The following is a 20,975-nucleotide window of genomic DNA, read 5'->3' as shown; positions in this document are numbered from 1 at the left end:
CCACGGCGCAACAGCCACGGTGGCTGCGCAAGGCCTGGGCAAATAAAAACCGCCAGGGCTGGATCGCAGCGGCTGGCGGTGGTGTGGCGGCCTGCCCCGGGTAAGGGGCGGGCCGGTTGGGGCGGGCGAGGGCTTATGGATACAGGCCGCGCATTTCGCGGGCGTGCAGGATGCGCTGGCAGGCCACGATGAAGGTGGCGGTGCGCAGGCTCACCTTGTGCTCTTGCGCCACTTGCCAGATGCCCGCAAAGGCCTCCTGCATGATGCGCACCAGGCGGGCGTTGATCTCGTCTTCGCTCCAGAAGAAGCTGGAAAAATCCTGTACCCATTCAAAGTAGCTCACCGTCACGCCGCCGGCGTTGGCGATCACGTCGGGCAGCACCAGCACGCCCTTGTCGTGCAGGATGTCGTCGGCCTCGGTGGTCGTGGGGCCGTTGGCGCCTTCGATCACGAGCTTGGCCTTGATCTGGCCCGCGTTGTCCTTGGTGATCTGGCCTTCGAGGGCGGCAGGGATCAGGATCTCGCAGTCCACGCCCCAGAACTCTTCAGCCTTCATCACATCGGCGCCGGCAAAGCCGCCCACGCCACCACGGGTCTTCACATGCGCCAGCAGCGCGGGCACATCCACGCCCTTGCTGTTGAAGATGGTGCCGGTGTGGTCTTGCACAGCCACCACCTTGGCACCCGCTTCGGCAAACAGCTTGGCGGCAATGCCACCCACATTGCCAAAGCCCTGCACGGCCACGCGGGCACCGTCCAGTGCCAGGCCGGTCAGCTTGGCGGCTTCCACGCCCACGGTGTACACGCCGCGGCCGGTGGCCTCGACACGGCCTAGCGAGCCGCCCAGGTCCACGGGCTTGCCGGTGACCACGCCGGTGGCGGTGGCGCCGGTGTTCATCGAATACGTGTCCATCATCCAGGCCATGATCTGGCCGTTGGTGTTCACATCAGGCGCAGGAATGTCTTTGGACGGGCCGATCAGCAGGCCGATCTCGCTGGTGTAGCGGCGCGTCAGGCGCTCCAGCTCACCCATTGACAGCTTCTTGGGGTCCACGCGGATGCCGCCTTTGGCACCGCCGTAGGGCACGTTCACCGCCGCGTTCTTCACCGACATCCAGGCCGACAGGGCCATCACTTCGGACAGCGTCACGTCCTGGTGGAAGCGCACGCCACCCTTGCCGGGGCCACGGCTCAGGTTGTGCTGCACGCGGTAGCCTTCGTAGTGGGCGATGGTGCCGTTGTCCAGCTCAATCGGCACGTCCACGATCAGGATGCGCTTGGGGCGCTTGAGTGTTTCCACCCAACGCGCCAGGCTGCCCAGGTACGGGGTGACGCGGTCCACCTGCTGCAGGTAGTTGCCCCAGGGGCCGAGGTGGTCGGCCTGCAGGTACGAGGGCACGGGGTGGGATTGTGCGGCAGGGGCGCCGACGGGTTGCGACATGGTGAATTTCCTTGTGGGATCAGTTCAGGCTGCGAAGCTTATGCCTCGCCTGAGGCACTGTCCAAGGCCAGTGTGTTTGTGGGTTATGCATTGAATGCATAACTTGGCGAAGCCCCGGAAATGCTGCATTGCCGCATCGCCGCAGTGCTATTCCACTGTGAAGTGCTCGAGCTCAGCGTCCCCCGTGGGATAGCGCAGATCCAGATTACGCAGCACCTCGCGCAGCAGCGTGGCCACCATCAGGTTGCGGTGGGTTTTGGAGTCGGCCGGCACGATGGTCCATGGCGCCCAAGGCGTGTGCGTGGCGGCCAACAGGGTGTTGTAGGCCTTGCGATAGTCGGCCCACTGCTTGCGCACTTCGATGTCTCCCATGCTGAACTTCCAGTGCTTGGCCGGGTCGTCGAGCCGCTCCTGCAGGCGTTCGCGTTGCTCCTCGGGGCTGATGTGCAGCAGAAATTTCAGCACGATGGTGCCTGTTTCGCTGAGCATGCGCTCGAAGTCGTTGATGTGGGCGAGGCGCTGAAGCTGCTGTTCGGGCGTGATCCAGCCGTTGACCACCGGCACCAGCACATCCTCATAGTGGCTGCGGTTGAACACCGTGATGTCGCCTGCTTGCGGCATCTGCTGGTGAATGCGCCACAGGTAGTCGTGCGCCAGTTCGGTCTCGGTGGGTGCCTTCCAGCCCACGGCGTGCACGCCCAGTGCACTCATGCGGCCAAACACGCCCCGGATGGTGCCGTCCTTGCCCGAGGTGTCAGTGCCCTGCAGCACCACCAGCAGCTTGTAGCGCTTGTCCGCGTAGAACAGGTTCTGCAGCGCATCCAACTCAGTGGCCAAGGCCTCGACCGCTGCCTTGTCAGCGGCCTTGTTGCCCGCTGAAAGCGGCTTGTCCCCAGGACTGAAGTGGTCCAGCGTGGGCGCTTTGCCTGCGCCCTGGCCAGGCAGGCGGGGCGGGCCCGGCTGCCACTGGGCCCAGAGCTCGGCCAGGGCTTTGTCGCTGGCCTGAAAAACGGGGGAGGTCTGAACGCTGGGCAGGTTGTTGGGCATGTAGGGCTCCTTGGGCTGGTGTCGGTGTTTGGTCCGCTGAGCGTAACGTGGCTCAGCGAACCCCATGCGCCACGCGGTAGGCCCGCGGCGTTTGTCCCGTGACCAGGCGGAACGCGCGGTGCAGTCCGGCCTCGCTGGCAAAGCCCAGGTCCTCGGCAATTCGCTTGAGCCCCACCACCCGTGCCCAGGTGCGCGCCCTGGCAGCGCGCGGTGGGTGGGTGCACCGCCTGTGGGTACCACAAGATGGCAAGTGCCGGGACTATCGGAAGCCAGCGGTCGAGGATAATGCTATGAATTTGATAGCTTTGACGACATGATCGACTAGCGCTATCGCCCGGAAATGGTCCATATCACGCCAGGTCAGCCTGCAGTGCCCGGTCGTCGCGCATCAGCGCCACAAAACGGGCAGCGCCCAGGCCCAGAGGTCGCTCCTTGGACCACACCACATCCACCCACAGCGCGGTGCCGTTGCTCAGGTTCTCAAACGGCATCTCCACCAGCCTCCCTGCCTCGATGCGCGACTGCACCAGCGCGCGCGGCTGCCAGCCCCAGCCCAGGCCGGCCTCGATCAGTCCCAACGCGGCCAGGTGGTTGTCGGTGCGCCAGTGGTGGCGGGCAAACACAAAACGCGGGTCGGTCTGTGCCAGGTCGCGGCTGGCCACCACGATCTGGCGCGTCGTGGTCAGGTGCTCCTCGCGCAGCATGGCGTCCTCGGGCGGTGCACCGCGCGCCTGGACGGCGCTGCGGGCAGCGACCAGCACCGGGTGCTGCAGCGCCATCACCGCCACCAGGGTTTCGGTGCCCACTTCCTGAAAACCTTCGCGCCCATCGATGCTGGGCCGCTCGAACACCAGCGCCAGCTGTGCGCGGCCGCTGTGCAGCAGCGCCAGCGCATCCACCTGCGGGGCGGCCAGCACCTCGATCTGCAGCAGTGGGTGCTCCTGCGCCAGTGCCGCCAGCGCCTCCGTCCAGCGCGAGGCCAGCAGCTCGGGGGCAATCGCCAGGGTCAGCCGCTCCTCCAGCCCCTGCGTGAGCGCCAGCGCCTGGGCATTGAGCTGCTGCAGTTGCCCCGCCAGCAGCCGGGCCTGGGGCTCCAGCGCGCGGGCGGCTGCGGTCGGCCGGGGCTCGCGCCCGCTGCGGTCAAACAGCTGTACATCCAGTTCGGCCTCCAGGTGCGCAATGGTCATGCTCACCGCCGACGGCACACGCGACAAGGCCCGCGCGGCGGCCGAGAACGAGCCGTGGTCCAGCGCCGCCAGAAACACCTGCACGCTATCGGACGAAAAGGCCATGGGGGTCTATCTATCAGTAAATCTGAAATAAGCTGACTTTATATATCAGCATGACGCACATAAAGTAGCTCCATGAATGTTTCTTCGACTTCTTCCGCGCCTGGCCTGCAGGGCGTTCGCCGCCGTGTGCTGTATGTCACCTTGTACGAGCTGATCGCCATCGTGGTGGCCACCTTCGGGCTGGCGGTGCTCACCGGCCAGAGCGCGGCGCACTCCGGTGTGGCGTCGGTTGCGGCCTCGGTCATCGCCGTGGCGTGGAACCTGCTGTTCAACTGGGTTTTCGAGCGCTGGGAGGCCCGCCAGGCCGTGCGGGGCCGCACGGTATGGCGCCGCATGGCCCATGCAGTGGGGTTTGAGGGGGGGCTGGTCTTTACCCTGGTGCCGCTGTTTGCCTGGTGGTTTGATGTGACCCTGTGGCAGGCCTTCGTGATGGACCTGGCGCTCATCGTGTTTTTCCTCGTCTACACCTTTGTCTTCAACTGGGGGTTCGACCGGGTATTTGGCCTGCCTGCGTCTGCGCAGCCTGCCGCTGCCTAAGCTGCTGGCACGTCAGCCGCTAAAATCACAGGCTGTCCAAGGAGCGTTGCAGCGGCCCATCCCTTTCCTCTCGGGGGCGGTCGTCAGGCTTGGGCACGCGGGGCCTGCGCAAGGCCCCAGCCACCACCGCAACGACGCTCACCTGTTTTTCTGCTGCCCCTGCACAGGTGAGTCCTATGTCCGCGTCTGCCCGTTCCCTGCCCCCCATGAAGCTGTCCGGCCTGGAGCCCGTCTCCATTGGCGAGGGCACGCTGTTCGTCAACATCGGCGAGCGCACCAACGTCACCGGCTCCAAGGCGTTCGCGCGCATGATTTTGAACGGCCAGTACGAAGAAGCCCTGGCCGTGGCGCGCCAGCAAGTGGAGAACGGCGCCCAGGTCATCGACATCAACATGGACGAGGCTATGCTCGACAGCAAGGCAGCCATGGTGCGCTTTCTGCAGCTCATCGCCTCCGAGCCTGACATCGCGCGCGTGCCCATCATGGTTGACAGCTCCAAGTGGGAGGTGATCGAGGCCGGGCTGCGCTGCATCCAGGGTAAGGGCATCGTCAACTCCATCAGCATGAAAGAGGGCGTGGAGAAGTTCAAGCACGAGGCGCGCCTCGTCAAGCGCTACGGCGCTGCCGCCGTGGTGATGGCGTTTGACGAGCAAGGCCAGGCCGACACCTTCGCGCGCAAGATCGAGATCTGCGAACGCGCTTACCGCGTGCTGGTCGATGAAGTGGGGTTTCCGCCCGAGGACATCATCTTCGACCCCAACATCTTTGCCGTGGCCACGGGCATCGAAGAGCACAACAACTACGCCGTCGATTTCATCGAGGCCGTGCGCTGGATCAAGCAGAACCTGCCGGGCGCCAAGGTGTCGGGCGGCGTGTCCAACGTGTCGTTCAGCTTCCGGGGCAACGACCCCGTGCGCGAAGCCATCCACACCGTGTTTCTGTATCACGCCATCCAGGCGGGCATGGACATGGGCATCGTCAATGCGGGCATGGTGGGTGTGTACGACGACCTGGAGCCCGTGCTGCGCGAGCGCGTCGAAGACGTGGTGCTCAACCGCCGCCCCGACGCCGGCGAACGCCTGGTCGAGATCGCCGAAACCGCCAAGAGCGGTGCCAAGGACGAAAGCAAGAAGCTCGAATGGCGCGGCACGCCCGAGCACCCCAAGACCGTGGGCGAGCGCCTGAGCCACGCGCTGGTGCACGGCATCACCGACTTCATCACCGAAGACACTGAAGAGGCCTACCGCGCCATCCTGGCCAAGGGCGGCCGCCCGCTGCACGTCATCGAAGGCCCGCTCATGGACGGCATGAACGTGGTGGGCGACCTGTTCGGCGCGGGCAAGATGTTTTTGCCCCAGGTGGTCAAAAGCGCCCGCGTGATGAAGCAGGCCGTGGCCCACCTCATCCCCTACATCGAGGAAGAAAAGCGCCAGGACGAAGCGGCAGGCCGCGACGTGCGCAGCAAGGGCAAGATCGTCATCGCCACCGTCAAGGGCGACGTGCACGACATCGGCAAGAACATCGTCACCGTGGTCCTGCAGTGCAACAACTTTGAAGTGGTGAACATGGGCGTGATGGTGCCCTGCCACGAGATTTTGGCGCGCGCCAAGGTCGAGGGGGCAGACATCGTGGGCCTGTCGGGCCTTATCACCCCCAGCCTTGAAGAGATGCAGTACGTGGCCGGCGAGATGCAGAAGGATGAGCACTTTCGCATCAAGAAGATCCCGCTGCTCATTGGCGGCGCTACCACCAGCCGCGTGCACACCGCCGTCAAGATCGCTCCGCACTACGAAGGCCCCGTGGTCTATGTGCCCGACGCCTCGCGCAGCGTGAGCGTGGCGCAAAGCCTGCTGGGCGATGGCGTGCAGAACTATGTGGACGAGCTGAATGCCGACTACGACAAGGTGCGCACCCAGCACGCCAACAAAAAGGCCACGCCCCTGTGGCCCCTGGCCAAGATCCGCGCCAACAAGACGCCCGTGGACTGGTCGGCCTACCAGCCCGCCGTGCCGCGCGCGCTGGGCCGCCGCGTGTTCAAGAACTTCGACCTGGCCGAGCTGGCCAAGTACATCGATTGGGGCCCGTTCTTCCAGACCTGGGACCTGGCCGGCCCGTACCCTGCCATCCTCACCGACGAGATCGTGGGCGTGGAAGCCACGCGTGTGTTTGCCGATGGGCAGGCCATGCTCAAGAAGATCATCGAAGGCCGGTGGCTCACGGCCAGCGGCGTGATGGCCCTGCTGCCCGCCAACAGCGTGAACGACGACGACATCGAGTTCTATACCGACGACACCCGCACCGAAGTGGCCATGACCTGGTACGGCCTGCGCCAGCAGGCCGAGAAACACACCATCGACGGCGTGACCCGCCCCAGCCGCTGCCTGGCCGACTTTGTGGCGCCCAAGTCCAGCGGCGTTGCCGACTACGCCGGCATGTTCGCCGTGACGGCAGGCCTTGGGATCGAGAAGAAGGAAAAGGCCTTCATCGACGCGCTGGACGACTACTCCGCGATCCTGTTCAAAAGCCTGGCCGACCGCCTGGCCGAAGCCTTTGCCGAAGCCCTGCACCATCGTGTGCGCACTGACCTGTGGGGCTACGCAGCGGGCGAGCAGTTGTGCAACGACGACATGATTGCCGAGAAGTACCAGGGCATCCGCCCCGCGCCCGGCTACCCCGCCTGCCCGGACCACAGCGCCAAGACCGACCTGTTCCGCGTTCTGAACGCCGAAGACATTGGCATGGGGCTGACCGAGAGCCTGGCCATGACCCCTGCGGCCAGCGTGAGCGGCTTCTACATCGGCCACCCTGACAGCGCTTACTTCAACGTCGGCAAGATCGGTGAAGACCAGCTGCATGACATGGCACAGCGGAGGGGCATGGATGAGAAGGTGCTGGAGCGGCTGCTGGCGCCGAACCTGTAGCGCTGCGCGTGCGACGGCCATGGACAGTTGCGTACAGAGACAGCGTCGATCGGTCGGGCGGTTAGCAGGCGTGTGGTTGCGCTGTGACGCGGGCGGTGCAGCCGCCGTCGCTTCCTTCTAGCCTGCACGTATCCATGGTCGCTACCGTTGTCCTGGGCATGCTCTGCGTGCACCTTCTTTGCTTCAGCGGGATGTTCGTGCTGATCAGCACCCGGCTGCGTGGCAAGAAGATGGGCACCGATGTCTTTGCCCTCGGTAGCCTTTTGCTGGGGATCGCCTACGTGTTGCAGCTTCTGGGTGGCGCTGCCCACTGGGGGGTGATGAGTGTCATCAACCATACCCTGACGCTTTGCGCCCCCGTGGCCTATGGGCTGGGTGCAGCCCGGTTTTTTGATCGGCCTGTCCCCGTGGCACGTCCCCTGCTCGCCTTGGCCGGAGGCTACACCGCCGCGCAGTGGCTGGTGCACGCGGTGCTGGGGTCAGAGGCCCGTTATGCGCTGCTGGCCGCTGCGTGCGCTGTGCTCTTTGTGGCCATGGCAGTGGTTTTGCTCTATGGCACCCGCACCTTCGCCCGGCATCTGCGTGCAGAGATGGCAGTGTTTGCGATCCTGATCGGCGGCCTGGGTGCCATGAACTCTGCGAAGCTTGTGATGGTTCTTTCAGGGGGCCTGGAGAGCCTCGATATGGGCACCCCCTTCCAGACGGCGTTTTACATTTACATGTCGTTCCTGGGGACGGTGCTCCCCCCGGCGGTGGTATGGCTCGTCCTGCACCGCCTGACGGATGATCTGCACGTGATGGCTGCGCACGACCCGCTCACCGGGCTTTTGAACCGGCGTGGCCTGATGGATGCGCTGGAGGCGCATTTCCGCTCGCGCCCAGCCGCGACGGCGCATTTGCTGATCGTGGACGTCGATCACTTCAAGCGCATCAACGACACCTATGGTCACAAGGTGGGCGATCTCGTCCTGGGCGGTGTGGCCGAGGTCCTTCGACACACGGCTCGCCAGGGCGATCTGGTCTGCAGGTTGGGCGGCGAGGAGTTCGTGGTCATCGCCTTCGATACGGACGGCACCGGGGCCATGCAATTGGCAGAGCGGGTGCGCGATGCGATTGAATGCAGCCAGGTGTCTGATGGCCATGCGCACGAGGCCATCCGGTGCACGGCCACCCTCGGGATTTCGGAGCGCTTTGCCAGTGCAGAGGCGCTGGACGAGAGGCTGCAACAGGCCGATGCGGCGCTGTACCGGGGCAAGATGTCGGGCCGCAATCGCGTAGAGTGCGCACCGGCATCGCAGGCCCAGGGGTTGCCCGCCTGACGGGCTGCGCGAGCCCAGCAAGAATCTTCAGGTGGGGGTGTTTGGCATGTCGGAGCCCCCCGCACTCTCCGCCATCTCCAGCTGCATCATCACCATGTTGACCAGCGTGTGCACCGACGGCCGCCCGGTCTCGATCACGTAGTGGGCGGTTTCGCGGTACAGGTGGTCGCGCTGGGCGTAGAGGTCGCGCAGCTTGTCCATGGGGTTACCGCCTTGCAGCAGGGGGCGGGTCTTGTCGTGTTTGACGCGCTTGAAGATTTCTTCGGGCGATGCGCGCAGATACAGCACGTTGCCAAACTGGCGCAGCACCTCGCGGTTCTCGGGGCGCAGCACGGCGCCGCCGCCGGTGGAGAGGACCATGCCGCCGGGCTGCTGGGCCACTTCGGCCAGCACCTGGGATTCGATGTCGCGAAAGCGCGCTTCGCCTTCGGCCTCGAAGAAGCTGCGAATGGTGGTGCCCAGGGTCTGTTCCAGCCGGTGGTCCAGGTCGATGAAGGGCACACCCGCCCGGTGGGCCAGTTGCCGGCCAACGGTGGATTTGCCCGAGCCGGGCATGCCGACCAGTGCGCAGCGAATCTGCATAGGTTCAAGAAAGAGGTCTGGGGGACGGGCTTGCCAGCAGGTATGGGAGGCCGCTGCGTGCCGTGACTGGACGCTGAGTGTAAGCCTGCCCCTCTGGCGCCGGGCGTAGAGCGTAGCCTTTGCAACTGGCGCCGCCCCCGCCAGGGACGCCGAGCAAGGGCCGCCCCGCAGCGAGGGCGTCGTCCCCCCGCCCGCGCGCAGCGCGAGAGCGGGGGGAAGCGGCAAAGCCGCTCAGGGGGGCTAATCACAATGCCGCATACACCAGCGCCGGGTACAGCTCGCACAGGTACCGCAGCTGGCCGGGCGCCTGGGTGAGCAGGATCGCGAACAGGTCTTCCACAGGGTCCACAAAAAAGAAGGTGCCGCCCAGGCCGCTCCAGCTGTAGTGCCCGGCTGATCCCGGGCGGGTGGCCTGGCCGGTGGCGGTGCGCACGGCCACACCCAGGCCAAAGCCGTAGCCGGTGGGCAGGATGTCGCCCGCCACAGGCAGGCTGCCCAGGTGGTCGGCGGTCATGAAGTCCACGGTGGAGCGGCCCAGCAGGCGCACGGGGCCGTCGGGCCCGGGGGCGGTGCCCCGGCCCAGCATGAGCTGCAGAAAGCGCGCGTAGTCGCTGGCGGTGGAGACCAGGCCGCCACCGGCCGACTCGAACACGGGCGGGGCGGTCACGTCGATCAGCGGCATGCCGAGCCCGGTCTGCGGGTCGCGCTCAAAGGCTTCGGCCAGGCGGTGCTGCTGCGCTGCGGGCACCGCGAAGCCGGTGTCGTGCATGCCCAGAGGGCCGAACACGCGGCGCTGCAGGATGGCGCCCAGGCTCTCGCCCTCGATCACCTCCAGCACCGCGCCCAGCACGTCGGTGGCGCGGCTGTATTCCCAGCGGGTGCCGGGCTGGTGGACCAGGGGCAATGGGCCCAGTGCAGCGACCAGATCAGCATTGCTGTGGCGGCGCGAGCCGACGCGCGCGGCGCGGTAGGCGTCGGGCACGGTGCCAGCCTCCCATGCGTAGCTCAGGCCGGCGGTGTGGCGCAGCAGGTCGTGCACCGTGGCCTCGCGCTGCACGGGGACGGTGGTGCCGGTGGCCTCGTCGTACACGCGCTGGCCCGCAAACGCGGGCAGGTAGTGCGCCACGGGGTGCGACAGCAGCAGGCGGCCTTCTTCCATGAGCATCATCGCCACCAGCGAGGCGATGGGCTTGGTCATGGAGTAGATGCGAAACACCGTGTCGGGCGCCATGGTGGGCGTGGCAGATCCTGCGGTGGGTGGGCGCTGGTGGCCCACGGCCGTGTGCAGCACGGTGTGGCCCTGGTGGTGGACGAGGGCCACGGCACCGGGCAGTAAGCCCCGGTCCACATGGGTTTGCAGCACGGAGCGCAGGCGGGCGAGGGCGGTGGGGTTCATGGTGGCTGGAAGTGTGTTTTGAGGTGAATCTGGCCGATAGCGCTAGTGGATGTTGCGCTAGTAGCTACCAAAAACAGAGCGTATATCGCAGACCTTTTGTGGTTGTCTCAGGACGCCGCGGCAGCGGCGCGGCTGCGCTCCTGCTCCTGCAGCTCGCGCCACTGCACCTTGCCCGTGCCGGATTTGGGCAGGCTGTCCACCAGCTGCACGATGCGCGGGCTTTTGTAGGCGGCCATGTGTTCGTGGCTCCAGTCGATGATGGCCTGCTCGCCCACCTGGCCCTTGAAGGCGTCGCGCAGCACGACCAGCGCCTTCACCGTCTCTCCCCGGCGTTCGTCGTGCGCGGCGATCACGCACACCTCCTGGATGGCGGGGTGGGCGTACATCATGGCCTCCACCTCGGCGGGCCAGACCTTGAAGCCCGACGCATTGATCATGCGCTTCAAGCGGTCCACCATGAAGAAGTAGCCGTCATCGTCCACCTGTGCCAGGTCGCCGGTACGCAGAAAGCGCTTGCCGTCCAGCGTCACAAAGCTGTCGGCCGAGGCCTGCAGGTTGTTCCAGTAGCCCAGCATGACCTGCGGGCCGTGCACCACGATCTCGCCAATCTCACCCGGCGGCAGTTCGGCAAAGGTGGCCGGGTCCACCACGCGGGAGTCCACGTCGAACACCGGGATGCCCAGGCACTGTGGCTTGGGCCGGTGCGGCGGGTTGATGTGCGTGGCGGCCATGGTTTCGGACATGCCATAGCCTTCCACGTAGTCCAGCCCGGTCAGGTCCTTCAGCTGCTGCGCCACGGCCTTGGGCATGGCCGCGCCGCCGCCCCGGATGGCCTGCAGGCTGCTGATGTCGTAATCGGCGATGCACGGGTTGGCCAGAAAGTCCACCACCATGGTCGAGATGGCCTGCCAGATGGTCACCCGGTAGCGCTGGATGAGCTGGGCGGCCGCGTCGCGGTCCCAGCGCGGCAGCACGACCACGGTGGCGCCCACAAACAGCGGCCCGTTCATGCTGCCCGACAGGCCGGTGACGTGGAACAGCGGCAGCACGGCGAGGTAGGTGGCGTCTTGCGTGCGCGAAAACCACTGCACACCGCCCACCAGCGTGCTCATCGCACTGCGGTGCGTGTGCATGCAGCCCTTGGGGTTGCCCGTGGTGCCCGAGGTGTAGGGCATCACGCACAAGTCGTCGGGCCCGGTGGTGATGGGGCCGGGGGTGCGCTGCTGCGCCAGCATGTCGCTCCACAGCGTAACGCCGGGCGCATCAATCGCCTGGCGCGGTGCGCTGACGAACGCGGGCACGGGCAGGTCGGTGGGTACCTGCAGGTAGTCGCTGTAGGCGGCCACAATGAGGTGCTGGAGCTTGCCTTCACCGCCGGCCACATCCACCAGCGGCTGGGCCTGTGCATGCAGGTCCTGCGGCACAAAGGCCACGGTCGCGCCGCTGTCGTGCACATAGTGGCGCAGCTCGTCGGTGAGGTTCATGGGGTTCACCGGCACCACCACCGCGTTGGCGCGCAGGATGCCGTAGAACGCCAGGATCCACTGCGGGCTGTTCTGCATGTACAGCAGCACCCGGTCGCCCGCCTTCACGCCACACACCTGCTGCAAGAAGCCCGCAATGTGCTCCGCCTGCTGCTGGAACTGCCGGAAAGTCACCAGCGTGTCGTAGAACACCAGAAAAGGCTTGTCCGGGTAACGCGCGGCCGACACCTCGGCGTTGTGGAACAGATGGGTCTGCGGCAGCGTGAGGTGGCGCGACAGGCCGGGCGGCCAATGGGCGAGGTGGCGGTCGGACATGGGTTACGGAACGCTGGGTTGGTTCGTGCGGGGCGCAGACCTGACGAAGCAGGTCGCGCCCCAGGGGGCGTTAAATCAAGCTAGCGCCACCATCCACCACGATGGACTCGCCCGTGATGTGCCGCGAGGCGTTGGACGCCAAGAACACCACCGCGCCCTTGAGGTCCTCTTCGCCGCCAATGCGGCGCAGGGGCGTGCGCTCGATCATCGCAGGGCCCAGCTTTTCAATCAGGCCGCTGGCCATTTTGCTGGGGAAGAAGCCGGGGCAGATCGCATTGACGCGAACGCCGTAGTGCCCCCATTCGGACGCCAGCGTGCGCGCAAAGTGCAGGGCGGCGGCCTTGGAGGTGTTGTAGGCAATCGTGTTCATGCCGGGGGGCGTGCCCTTGAGCGCGGCCACCGAAGCCGTGACGATGATCGAGCCCTTGCCGCGCGGGATCATGCAGCGCTTGCCCACTTCGCGCGACAGGAAGAACGGCGCGCTCACGTTCAGGTCCATCACCTTGTGCCAGGCGGCGTCGGGGTAGTCCTCGGCCTTGGCGCCCCAGGTGGCACCCGCGTTGTTGACCAGGATGTCGATGGTGCCAAAGCGCTCGACCACCTGGTCCACCAGGCCGGGGATGTCCTCGGTCTTTTGCAGGTCGTTCACCACGGTCAGCACCTCGTAGCCGAGGCCTTCCAGATGCTTTTTGGCTTCGGCCAGTTCGTCGGCCTTGCGTGCGGTGATGGCGAGTTTGGCGCCCATCTCGCCCAGGGCTTCGGCCATCTGCAGGCCCAGGCCGCGCGAGCCGCCAGTGACCAGGGCGACCTGGCCGGTGAGATCGAAGAGTTGCTTGACGCTCATGGAAAAAACGCTTTCGTGCAGAGAGGGGTGAAGGTGAATGAATGCCAAGACCGGCCCGACGGCTTGTGGCTCGCAGAGTGGGTGAGGAGGTGCGGCTGGGGCGGCGGTGGCCGCTGTGTCAATGGCGGTCGAGTCAACCGACTGCGCCCCATGCTAGCCCTGCCCAGGCACCGTGTAAAACCGGTGCTGTCACCTTTGAAACTCTGTGCGCTGCGCCCGGCACGCTGCGTGTGGGACAGCGCCTACCCCGCCTCGCGGCTGCGGCGGATGGATGGGGCTGCCGCCAGGCCTTACGCTCGCGGGGATGACCGCGCCCCCTCCGTCCCTGATGGCGACTTCGCTTGCCCGCATCGCCCAGCCCCTGTTGCCGCTCTGGCGCCTGGTGCAGCCGTTCTGGCGCGCCGCGCAGATGTGGCTGGACGCCGATGGGCTGCGCATGAGCGCGGCCATGTCGTTCTACGGCATGCTCAGCCTGGCGCCCCTGCTGCTGCTGTTGGTGGGCGTGCTGGGCTGGTGGGTGGACCGCAGCTACCTGGAGAGCAGCCTGGTCGCCCAGGTGCAGTCGGTGATGGGCCAGCAGGTGGCCGATGTGGTGCGCCAGGCCATGGCCAGCGCCCAGGCGCCGTCCGAGGGGCGGCTGGCATCGGCCATCGGGTTTGTGGTGCTGGTCTCGGGCGCCACCGGGGTGTTTGTGGAGCTGCAGTCCGCGCTGGAGCGGCTGTGGCGCCGGGATGGCTACACACCGCCCCAGCGGGCCGCGTGGTGGCGCATGGCGTCGCTGCGGCTGCGGGGGCTGGCCTATGTGCTGGCGCTGGGCTTTTTGCTCATGGTGTCGCTGGCGTTGTCCACACTGATCCACCTGCTGGCGGGCTGGGCTGGAGAGCGGCTGACCATGGCCCACCTGCCCACCCTGGCGCCCCTGGCACCGCTGCTGCAGGTCGTCAACGAAGCCATTGCCTTCGGGTTTGCGGTGGCCCTGTTTGTGGGGCTCATGCGCATCGGCGCGGGCCCCAAACCGTCGCTGCGTTACCTGGTGATGGGCGCCGTGGTGGGGGCCACGCTGTTCACGGTGGGCAAGCAGCTGCTGGCCTGGTACCTGTCCACGGCAGCCGTGGTGTCGGCCTATGGGGCGGCGGGCTCGCTGGTGGTGTTGCTCATGTGGATCTATTTTTCATCGGCCATCCTGCTCTTTTCTGCCAGCTGCGCCCAGGCGCTGGAGGATGCCCTGCACTCCGGCCCCCGCCGCCCACCGGCCTGGGCACGGTGGAGGGCATTGGCCCGCGCACGGGTGCAGGAGCTGTAAATGTTGGCAACAGCATGCAGCAAGCGGGCGCCGGCGCGGCGCCCTGGTCCTGCAGGCCGTCATGGTCGCGCTCATTGCGCTGCCGGGCTGCGCGGGCAGCGCCCGCACCCTTGGCCTGAGGCGGCAAGCGCCAGCCAAAGAGGTTTACCGCTGCTTACGGCCACTTACAAACCGGCCACACCTCAGCGCCTGCCGCTGTGTACCTTTGCACCATCCAGGCCGTTGGAACACTACGGCCCCATTCCGTAGCGGGCGCACAGCGCTTTTTCTACACGCCTACCCCCTGCGGACTCCTCTGACCTGAACAAGGAAATGACCATGAACCTGACGGTTTCTTCTCCCAACCCGCCTGCTTCTGTACCTGCTGCAGCCCCTGCGGGCCCGGCCCTGAAATGGATGTGGGCGGCCATTGGCGCGCTGGGCGTGAGCGTGTTGGCCTTGGGTGCCACCCTGGTGATGCAAAACCGCACGCCCTCGGCAGCCGATGCTGCAGCCCCCGCCACCCTGGCGGCGGCCCCCCGCACGCCCGAATCCGAGATCATTGAAGAAAAACGGGCCCAAGCGCCGGTTAAGCTTGCCCAGAGTGCTATGAATAGCGGAGCAAACTACCGTCCACAGACCGGCGGCAGCGCAGGCCGGTCCGGCGACATGGCGGGTGGCATGGCCCCCGGGGGCGCTGCCCAGCCCGTGCGTTCTGCAGCGCCCGTGTGCCGCAGCTGTGGTCGCGTCGAGTCGGTGCAGGCCGTTCAACAAGCCGCCCCCGCCACAGGCGTGGGGGCCGTGGCCGGTGGTGTGCTGGGCGCCGTGGTGGGCAACCAGATCGGCAAGGGCAGCGGCCGCACCGCTGCCACCGTGCTAGGTGCCGTGGGCGGTGGTTATGTGGGCCACAAGGTCGAAGAGCGCACCCGCACCCACACGGTGTACCAGGTGGCGGTGCGCATGGAAGATGGCTCGCTGCGCCACTTCCAGCGCACCGAACCCACTGCTGTGGGCACGCCCGTGGTATTGCAAGGCAAGGGCTTCCGCGTGGACCAGGGCGGCTCGGCCCGCGCTGCAGACCCCTATGCGCAGCCACAGCCCCAGCCGGGTGCGGTGCGGGTGTCGGACACCTACTGAACCAGTCGGTCGCTTCCCCCAAACAAAAGCCCGATAACGCGGGCTTTTGTTTTGTCCAGCCGATGGCTGACTGGCGGGTGGGTTACAGCACCACCGGGATCTCGGTCGCAGGCGGCGTGTTGCGGCTACGCCCACAGCGCACCAGGCCGTCGATCATCACCATGCCGATGCCAGGGATGTCGCCGAGCTGCACGCTCTCCAACAGCGTGGTGCCGGCGGTGTGCTGGGCACGGTCCATGAAGACGAAGTCGGCCGCGCGGCCGACCTCGATCAGGCCGCAGTTCAGGTTGCGGATGCGCGCCGTGTTGCCCGTGGCAAAGCAGAACACCAGCTCGGCAGGAATGTCGGCAAAGCTCGATATCAGCGCAATCATGCGCAGCATGCCCAGTGGCTGCACGCCCGAGCCGGCCGGGCCGTCGGTGCCCAGGATCACGCGGTGTGGGCACTTGAGTTCGATGGCCGCCCGCGCGGCCTGGATGGCAATCTTCTCGTTGCCGTTGTGCACCAGTTCGATGGCGCGGGACGACTTCTCGCACAGCTCGCACACATGCTTCCAGGGCAGCGAGGTGTGGCCGCCGTTGATGTGGCCGATCACGTCGGCATCGGCCTCCAGCACCACGTCCTTGTCGATCAGGCCCGATCCCGGGATGGACGGGCCGCCCGTGTGGATGGTGCTTTGGATGCCGTGCTTGCGCGCCCACGCCACCATTTGCTGGGCCTCGTAGCCCGCCTTGACGGAGCCCAGGCCCACTTCGCCCAGCAGCGTCACGCCGGCGTCGGCCAGGTCCTTGAAGTCCTGCTCGGTCATGCCTTTCTCGATGACCGGGGCACCTGCAATCACCTTTACGCCACCGGGGCGGAAGTTGTCGAACGAGCGCTGCGCGGTGATGGCCAGCGCCTTCAGGCCCACGATGTCCTTGGGGCGGCCGGGCAGGTGCACTTCACCGGCCGAGACCATGGTGGTCACGCCGCCGTTCATGGTCGAGTCGATCCAGCCGATCTGGTTCTGGCGCGGCGTCCAGTCGCCGAACACAGGGTGCACATGGCTGTCGATCAGGCCTGGCGCCACGCAGGTCTGGCGTGCGTCGATCACGGTGTTGGCGTGGTCCGTGTCGCACTCCTTGTAGCGGCCCACGGCCACGATGAGGCCGTCGTTCACCACGATGGTGTCGGCGTCGAGGATGGGGCGGTCCAGGTCGCCCGACAACAAAAGACCGATGTTCTGGATGACGACCTTGCCCGACTTGCCGCCTGCTGCTGCTTCTGCCATGGATTCTCCTCGTGGGGTGTGACACAGGTCCCATCGGACCTCGCTAAGAAAAATCGTTATGTCTGTGGGGCTCGTGTGTGGCGAAGGGCCATCAGACGGTCGCCTTGCCCTTGGGCAGGCTGGGGCCGGGCGCCACGGTGCGCAGCACGCTGTCGATGACGAAGGACTCCCAGTGCGCCAGCGCATCGGGCGTCTCCAGGTCTTCGCCCAGAAAGGCCGACAGCGTGTGCCGGTTGGACATGTAGAAGTAGCCCGTGGCGGCAATCAGCAGGTACACATCGCGCGCTGAAACGTCCTTGCGGAACAGGCCCTGCGCCTGGCCGCTTTCGAGTACGCGGCGGATCACCTCAATGGCGGGCGACGAGTATTCACGGGCGCGCATCGACTTGGAGATGTGTTTGCCCTTGTGCAGGTTCTCGGTGTTGAGCAGCGTGATGAACTCGGGGTTCTTGCGGTAGTAGCCCACCACAAAGCGGATCACGGCCTGCAACGCCTCCACCGGTTGGGTGGTGTCCAGGTCGAGCTTGGATTCCGCATCGTTCATGCGCCGGTAGGTTTCCTCCAGCACCTCGATGAACAGGCCTTCCTTGCTGCCGAAGTAGTAATAGATCATCCGATCGAAGGACTTGGCCGCCTTGGAGATCTTCTCCACGCTGCCGCCTTCGTAGCCGTAGCGGGCAAACACCTTGGTCGCCGCCTTCAGGATGTTGTCGCGCGTGGTCTGTGCGGCCTGCTCGCGCACGCCCGTCTTGCGGGCCGATGTGGAACGGGTGGACGCGGTCCGGGTCTTGGTGGGAGTGGCAGACATGGCGGGTCCTGGTGGATGACGCTGGCCCTGCAGAGCGGGCCAGCCGGGGATCACTGCTCTGCGAACGCGCGTTCGATCACGAAGTCGCCGGGCTTCGTGGTGTTGCCTTCCTTGAAGCCACGCTCTTCCATCATGTGCTTGAGGTCGCGCAGCATTTCGGGGCTGCCGCAGATCATCACGCGGTCTTCGGCGGGGTTGAGCGCGGGCAGGCCCAGGTCGCGCGCCATCTGGCCGTTTTCGATCACGGTGGTCACACGGCCCTGGTGCTTGAAGGGCTCGCGCGTCACGGTGGGGTAGTACTTGAGCTGCTTGGTGACCATCTCGCCCAAGAACTCGTGCTGCGGCAGCTCCTGCGTGATGTAGTCGTGGTAGGCCAGCTCCTTCACCTCGCGCACGCCGTGCACCAGGATGACTTCCTCGAACTTCTCGTAGGTCTCTGGGTCGCGGATCAGGCTCAGGAACGGGGCCACGCCCGTGCCGGTGGAGAGCATGTACAGGCGCTTGGCGGGCAGCAGGTAGTCGATCAGCAGGGTGCCTGTGGGCTTCTTGCCGACCACGATGGTGTCGCCCACCTTGATGTGCTGCAGGCGCGAGGTCAGCGGGCCGTCGGGCACCTTGATGGAGAGGAACTCCAGATGCTCTTCGTAGTTGGGGCTCACGATGCTGTAGGCGCGCAGCAGCGGTTTGCCGTTTTCGCCGCGCAGGCCAATCATCGTGAAATGACCGTTGGAGAAGCGCAGCGCGGTGTCGCGCGTGGTGGTGAAGGAGAAAAGGCGGTCCGTCCAGTGGTGGACCGTCAGTACGCGTTCGTCAAGAAAGGCGCTCATGGTGCGTTAGATGGAAAAGTTGGAAGCAAATAAGGAATTTGGCTGAAGAGCAGGGCCACATGCGCTCTACAGCGCAATGTTCAGGCCTGAAAGCTTGTGGCTCACAACCCTCCATTGTTCCGCATCTGGCAAAGCCGCTTTTCTTTTGGTGATTGTGGGGAGCGGGGGCGCCAGCTTTTTGTTGAACTGCAGAAAGACTTCCATCCCTTCGGGCAGGTCGTCTTCTGCATAGATGGCGTTGGCCGGGCACTCCGGAATACACACCGCGCAGTCGATGCATTCGTCGGGGTCAATGACCAGGGATGGAACCTGCTCAAGGTCTTTTCGGGGTCGCGCAAGTCCCTTCTCGGGGTGGGATGCAAGGCGCGGTGTGCAGCCAATAGCCCGTGCTTTTGGCAAGCGCCGCAACGCTGCAGACCACCCGAAAAGGCACTTGCCCGAAGGGTTGGAATGAAATCGGGTGATTGGACGCCCCGGCCGCTTGCATGGGCATGAGCCCATGCGGCGCATCCGAAGCATCCACTCATCCCGATTGCATTCCAACGCGATCCCCGAAAAGACCTTGAGCAGGTTCCCAGGCCCCTCCTTGAAGCAATCAACAGGGCACACATCGACGCAGTCGGTGTACTTGCACCGAATGCATGCGTCCGTCACAACGTGCGTCATTTTGGGGCTCCTTGTGCACCATTTTTGGGGGTGCGAAAACACCATTGCAGAGTCTGGTTGATTCCGCTACATTGACATTAGATGTAGTGTTCACAACATTTAAGTTAAGTGAATGCTACACAAAATGCAATGCGCGTACAAGCACCTGCAACAATGCAATGAATGGGTTGCCACGATGACTGAACACACCAAGACCGATGGGCTGCCGGGCATGGACGCGCCAGATCTGCCGCAGGTGCTCGAGCGCGCCCGGCCCCGTAACGAGCGCATGAACGCCGCCAAGGTAGAGTGCAACGCGTGCCCGGTGCTGTGCCAGATTTCCGAAGGCCGGGCAGGCGCGTGTGACCGTTACGCCAACCATGCCGGCGTGCTCGTGCGGCTGGATCCGGTGGTGCTGCTGCGCAAAACCCTGGAGGCAGGCGAGGCCACGCTGGTGCCGTTTGTGAGCCGCGCAGGGACTAGCGATGGGCAAGAGGGTGCCGACGCAGAGTCTGCGGTCGCGCCGCAGCCCTGGTCTGGCGACTTGCTGTTGAGTGAAGAGGTTTTTGTCACGGGTGTGGGCTCGTCCACCACCTACCCCGACTACAAGCCTGCGCCCTTCATCGTGGGTTCCCAGACCGATGGCGTGGACATGGTCACCGTGGTCACCGAGGGCATCTTCAGCTACTGCAGCTTCAAGGTGAAGATCGACACCGACCGCTTCCTCGGCTCCGAGCAGGCCAACGTGCGCTGCAAGGGCGAGGTGGTGGGCCATGTGACCACGGCAGAGTACGGCTCGCAGATGCTGTCGCTGGGCGGTGTGCACCACCTCACGGGTGGCACCAAGAAGGAGGGCCGCATCACCGCCGAGATGATGCAGGCGTTGGGCAACAAGCAGGCCGTGGAGTTCACCATCGACGGTGGCTCGCAACTGGTGATCCAGGCGGGGCGGGCGCCCATCGTCAACGGTGTGGCCGAACAGCGCATGCGTGTTGGCTGCGGTTCTGCGGCCATTGGCATCTTTGCGCGCCAGTTCTTCGGCCATGCGGACGAGGTGGTGGTGGTGGATGACCACATCACCGGCGTGCTCACCGAGCACCAGGCGGGCCGTTGCCTCGACATGAAGCCTTCGGGCATCCAGATGCGCGGGCGCAAGTCCACACCGGGCCGTTACTTTCAGGTGGCCAACCCGGGCACCGGCTGGGGCGGCACCGACATTGCCGACCCGCTGTCCATCATCGAGGGCTGGGACGAATCCGTGGCCTGGCCGGGGCTGCGCTTGTTGATGACCTCCACCACCGGCGAGCATGCCTCCTGGTACGTGCTGGACGAGCAACTCCATCCGGTTGAATCCGAGATGCCTGCCGAGGTGCGCCGTATCGTGGACCGCATTGGCGAAAACTGCGAGCCCTCGCTGGCCTCCGTGCTGTTCCTCGGCGGAGCCGGCGGCAGCCTGCGCGCAGGGGTCACCGAGAACCCGGTGCTGCTCACGCGCTCCATCAAAAACGCGCTGGTCAACGTGACCTGTGGCGGTGCCCCTGCCTATGTATGGCCTGGCGGCGGTATCACCGTGATGGTAGACGTGCTGCGCATGCCGGACAACAGCTTTGGCACCGTGCCCACGCCCGCCATCGTGGCGCCCATCGAGTTCAGCATGCGCCGTGCGGACTACGAAGCGCTGGGCGGGCACACCGAACAGATTCGCAGCCTGCGCGACGTGCTGGAGCGCGGTGCGTGGCACAACGATGGTGCACCGCAGGCGCGCGTCTGGCAGACCTTGCCTGCCGCCAATCCGTGGCCGTTGGGCCGCCCACCTCTGCTGGGCTGA

The 20,975-nt window shown here is 65.7% G+C and carries 17 protein-coding genes, 2 pseudogenes and 1 riboswitch; of the genes and pseudogenes, 6 read left to right on the top strand and 13 right to left on the bottom strand.

Going from position 1 to position 20,975, the window contains the following annotated elements; translation table 11 throughout:
* Positions 1–133: 133 nt before the first annotated feature.
* The 4 genes from AC1Q64_RS12275 to AC1Q64_RS12260 all read right to left on the bottom strand — a co-directional run bounded on the left by AC1Q64_RS12275 (position 134) and on the right by AC1Q64_RS12260 (position 3,780).
* Complete coding sequence (locus AC1Q64_RS12275) at positions 134–1,441, bottom strand: Glu/Leu/Phe/Val family dehydrogenase (RefSeq protein ID WP_291433294.1); 1,308 nt, start codon at positions 1,439–1,441, stop codon at positions 134–136.
* Between the two features lie 147 nt (positions 1,442–1,588).
* On the bottom strand, positions 1,589–2,488 hold the full coding sequence (locus AC1Q64_RS12270; RefSeq protein WP_291433296.1) for a PPK2 family polyphosphate kinase: 900 nt from the start codon (positions 2,486–2,488) through the stop codon (positions 1,589–1,591).
* 52 nt (positions 2,489–2,540) lie between these two features.
* Complete coding sequence (locus AC1Q64_RS12265; protein WP_291433359.1) at positions 2,541–2,663, bottom strand: AraC family transcriptional regulator; 123 nt, start codon at positions 2,661–2,663, stop codon at positions 2,541–2,543.
* Between the two features lie 175 nt (positions 2,664–2,838).
* On the bottom strand, positions 2,839–3,780 hold the full coding sequence (locus AC1Q64_RS12260; protein ID WP_492251510.1) for a LysR family transcriptional regulator: 942 nt from the start codon (positions 3,778–3,780) through the stop codon (positions 2,839–2,841).
* A gap of 105 nt (positions 3,781–3,885) precedes the next feature.
* Between AC1Q64_RS12260 and AC1Q64_RS12255 the strand changes: the two genes are divergently transcribed.
* The 3 genes from AC1Q64_RS12255 (at position 3,886) to AC1Q64_RS12245 (ending at position 8,557) form a co-directional block, all read left to right on the top strand.
* Positions 3,886–4,317, top strand: a complete 432-nt coding sequence (locus tag AC1Q64_RS12255; protein ID WP_291433361.1) for a PACE efflux transporter — start codon at positions 3,886–3,888, stop codon at positions 4,315–4,317.
* Between the two features lie 32 nt (positions 4,318–4,349).
* Positions 4,350–4,464: riboswitch (S-adenosyl-L-homocysteine riboswitch) on the top strand.
* Positions 4,422–7,238 carry a methionine synthase gene (metH, locus tag AC1Q64_RS12250; protein ID WP_291433363.1) on the top strand — a complete coding sequence of 939 codons (2,817 nt, stop codon included), beginning with the start codon at positions 4,422–4,424 and terminating at the stop codon, positions 7,236–7,238. (Overlaps the previous riboswitch by 43 nt.)
* A gap of 134 nt (positions 7,239–7,372) precedes the next feature.
* Positions 7,373–8,557, top strand: a complete 1,185-nt coding sequence (locus AC1Q64_RS12245; protein ID WP_492251509.1) for a GGDEF domain-containing protein — start codon at positions 7,373–7,375, stop codon at positions 8,555–8,557.
* Between the two features lie 27 nt (positions 8,558–8,584).
* Here the strand turns inward: AC1Q64_RS12245 and AC1Q64_RS12240 are convergent, their stop codons facing one another.
* From AC1Q64_RS12240 to AC1Q64_RS12225, 4 genes are all read right to left on the bottom strand, one after another.
* A complete protein-coding gene (locus AC1Q64_RS12240; protein ID WP_492251508.1) occupies positions 8,585–9,139 on the bottom strand; it encodes a shikimate kinase in 555 nt (184 codons plus the stop codon).
* Between the two features lie 244 nt (positions 9,140–9,383).
* On the bottom strand, positions 9,384–10,535 hold the full coding sequence (locus tag AC1Q64_RS12235) for a serine hydrolase domain-containing protein (RefSeq protein ID WP_492251507.1): 1,152 nt from the start codon (positions 10,533–10,535) through the stop codon (positions 9,384–9,386).
* A 107-nt stretch (positions 10,536–10,642) separates the two neighbouring features.
* The gene (locus AC1Q64_RS12230) at positions 10,643–12,334 is read right to left on the bottom strand and encodes a long-chain fatty acid--CoA ligase (protein WP_492251506.1); all 1,692 of its coding nucleotides are present in this window, start codon (positions 12,332–12,334) and stop codon (positions 10,643–10,645) included.
* Between the two features lie 70 nt (positions 12,335–12,404).
* On the bottom strand, positions 12,405–13,178 hold the full coding sequence (locus AC1Q64_RS12225) for an SDR family oxidoreductase (RefSeq protein WP_492251505.1): 774 nt from the start codon (positions 13,176–13,178) through the stop codon (positions 12,405–12,407).
* Between the two features lie 328 nt (positions 13,179–13,506).
* Here AC1Q64_RS12225 and AC1Q64_RS12220 point away from each other — a divergent pair, with 328 nt between their 5' ends.
* Both AC1Q64_RS12220 and AC1Q64_RS12215 read left to right on the top strand, forming a co-directional pair.
* A complete protein-coding gene (locus AC1Q64_RS12220) occupies positions 13,507–14,481 on the top strand; it encodes a YihY/virulence factor BrkB family protein (protein WP_291433307.1) in 975 nt (324 codons plus the stop codon).
* Between the two features lie 318 nt (positions 14,482–14,799).
* Positions 14,800–15,597, top strand: coding sequence for an outer membrane lipoprotein (locus tag AC1Q64_RS12215; protein ID WP_291433308.1), 798 nt, complete (start codon positions 14,800–14,802; stop codon positions 15,595–15,597).
* An 82-nt stretch (positions 15,598–15,679) separates the two neighbouring features.
* Here AC1Q64_RS12215 and AC1Q64_RS12210 read toward each other — a convergent pair whose 3' ends face one another.
* The 5 genes and pseudogenes from AC1Q64_RS12210 to AC1Q64_RS12190 form a co-directional block, all read right to left on the bottom strand.
* Positions 15,680–16,867, bottom strand: a complete 1,188-nt coding sequence (locus tag AC1Q64_RS12210; protein ID WP_291433309.1) for an amidohydrolase family protein — start codon at positions 16,865–16,867, stop codon at positions 15,680–15,682.
* A 91-nt stretch (positions 16,868–16,958) separates the two neighbouring features.
* On the bottom strand, positions 16,959–17,675 hold the full coding sequence (locus AC1Q64_RS12205) for a TetR/AcrR family transcriptional regulator (protein ID WP_291433310.1): 717 nt from the start codon (positions 17,673–17,675) through the stop codon (positions 16,959–16,961).
* 50 nt (positions 17,676–17,725) lie between these two features.
* Positions 17,726–18,502 carry a ferredoxin--NADP reductase gene (locus AC1Q64_RS12200; protein WP_056057159.1) on the bottom strand — a complete coding sequence of 259 codons (777 nt, stop codon included), beginning with the start codon at positions 18,500–18,502 and terminating at the stop codon, positions 17,726–17,728.
* Positions 18,503–18,568: 66 nt separating this feature from the next.
* Positions 18,569–18,802 (bottom strand): annotated as a pseudogene (locus AC1Q64_RS12195) (ferredoxin family protein); the annotation flags it as partial.
* Positions 18,803–19,075: 273 nt separating this feature from the next.
* A pseudogene (locus AC1Q64_RS12190) lies at positions 19,076–19,168 on the bottom strand (ferredoxin FdxA); the annotation flags it as partial.
* Positions 19,169–19,343: 175 nt separating this feature from the next.
* Between AC1Q64_RS12190 and AC1Q64_RS12185 the strand changes: the two are divergent.
* Complete coding sequence (locus tag AC1Q64_RS12185; RefSeq protein ID WP_492251504.1) at positions 19,344–20,975, top strand: 6-hydroxynicotinate reductase; 1,632 nt, start codon at positions 19,344–19,346, stop codon at positions 20,973–20,975.

It is taken from the genome of Acidovorax sp. GW835-FHT14G06, from assembly GCF_058793595.1.
This window is presented reverse-complemented; position numbering and strand designations above follow the sequence as displayed.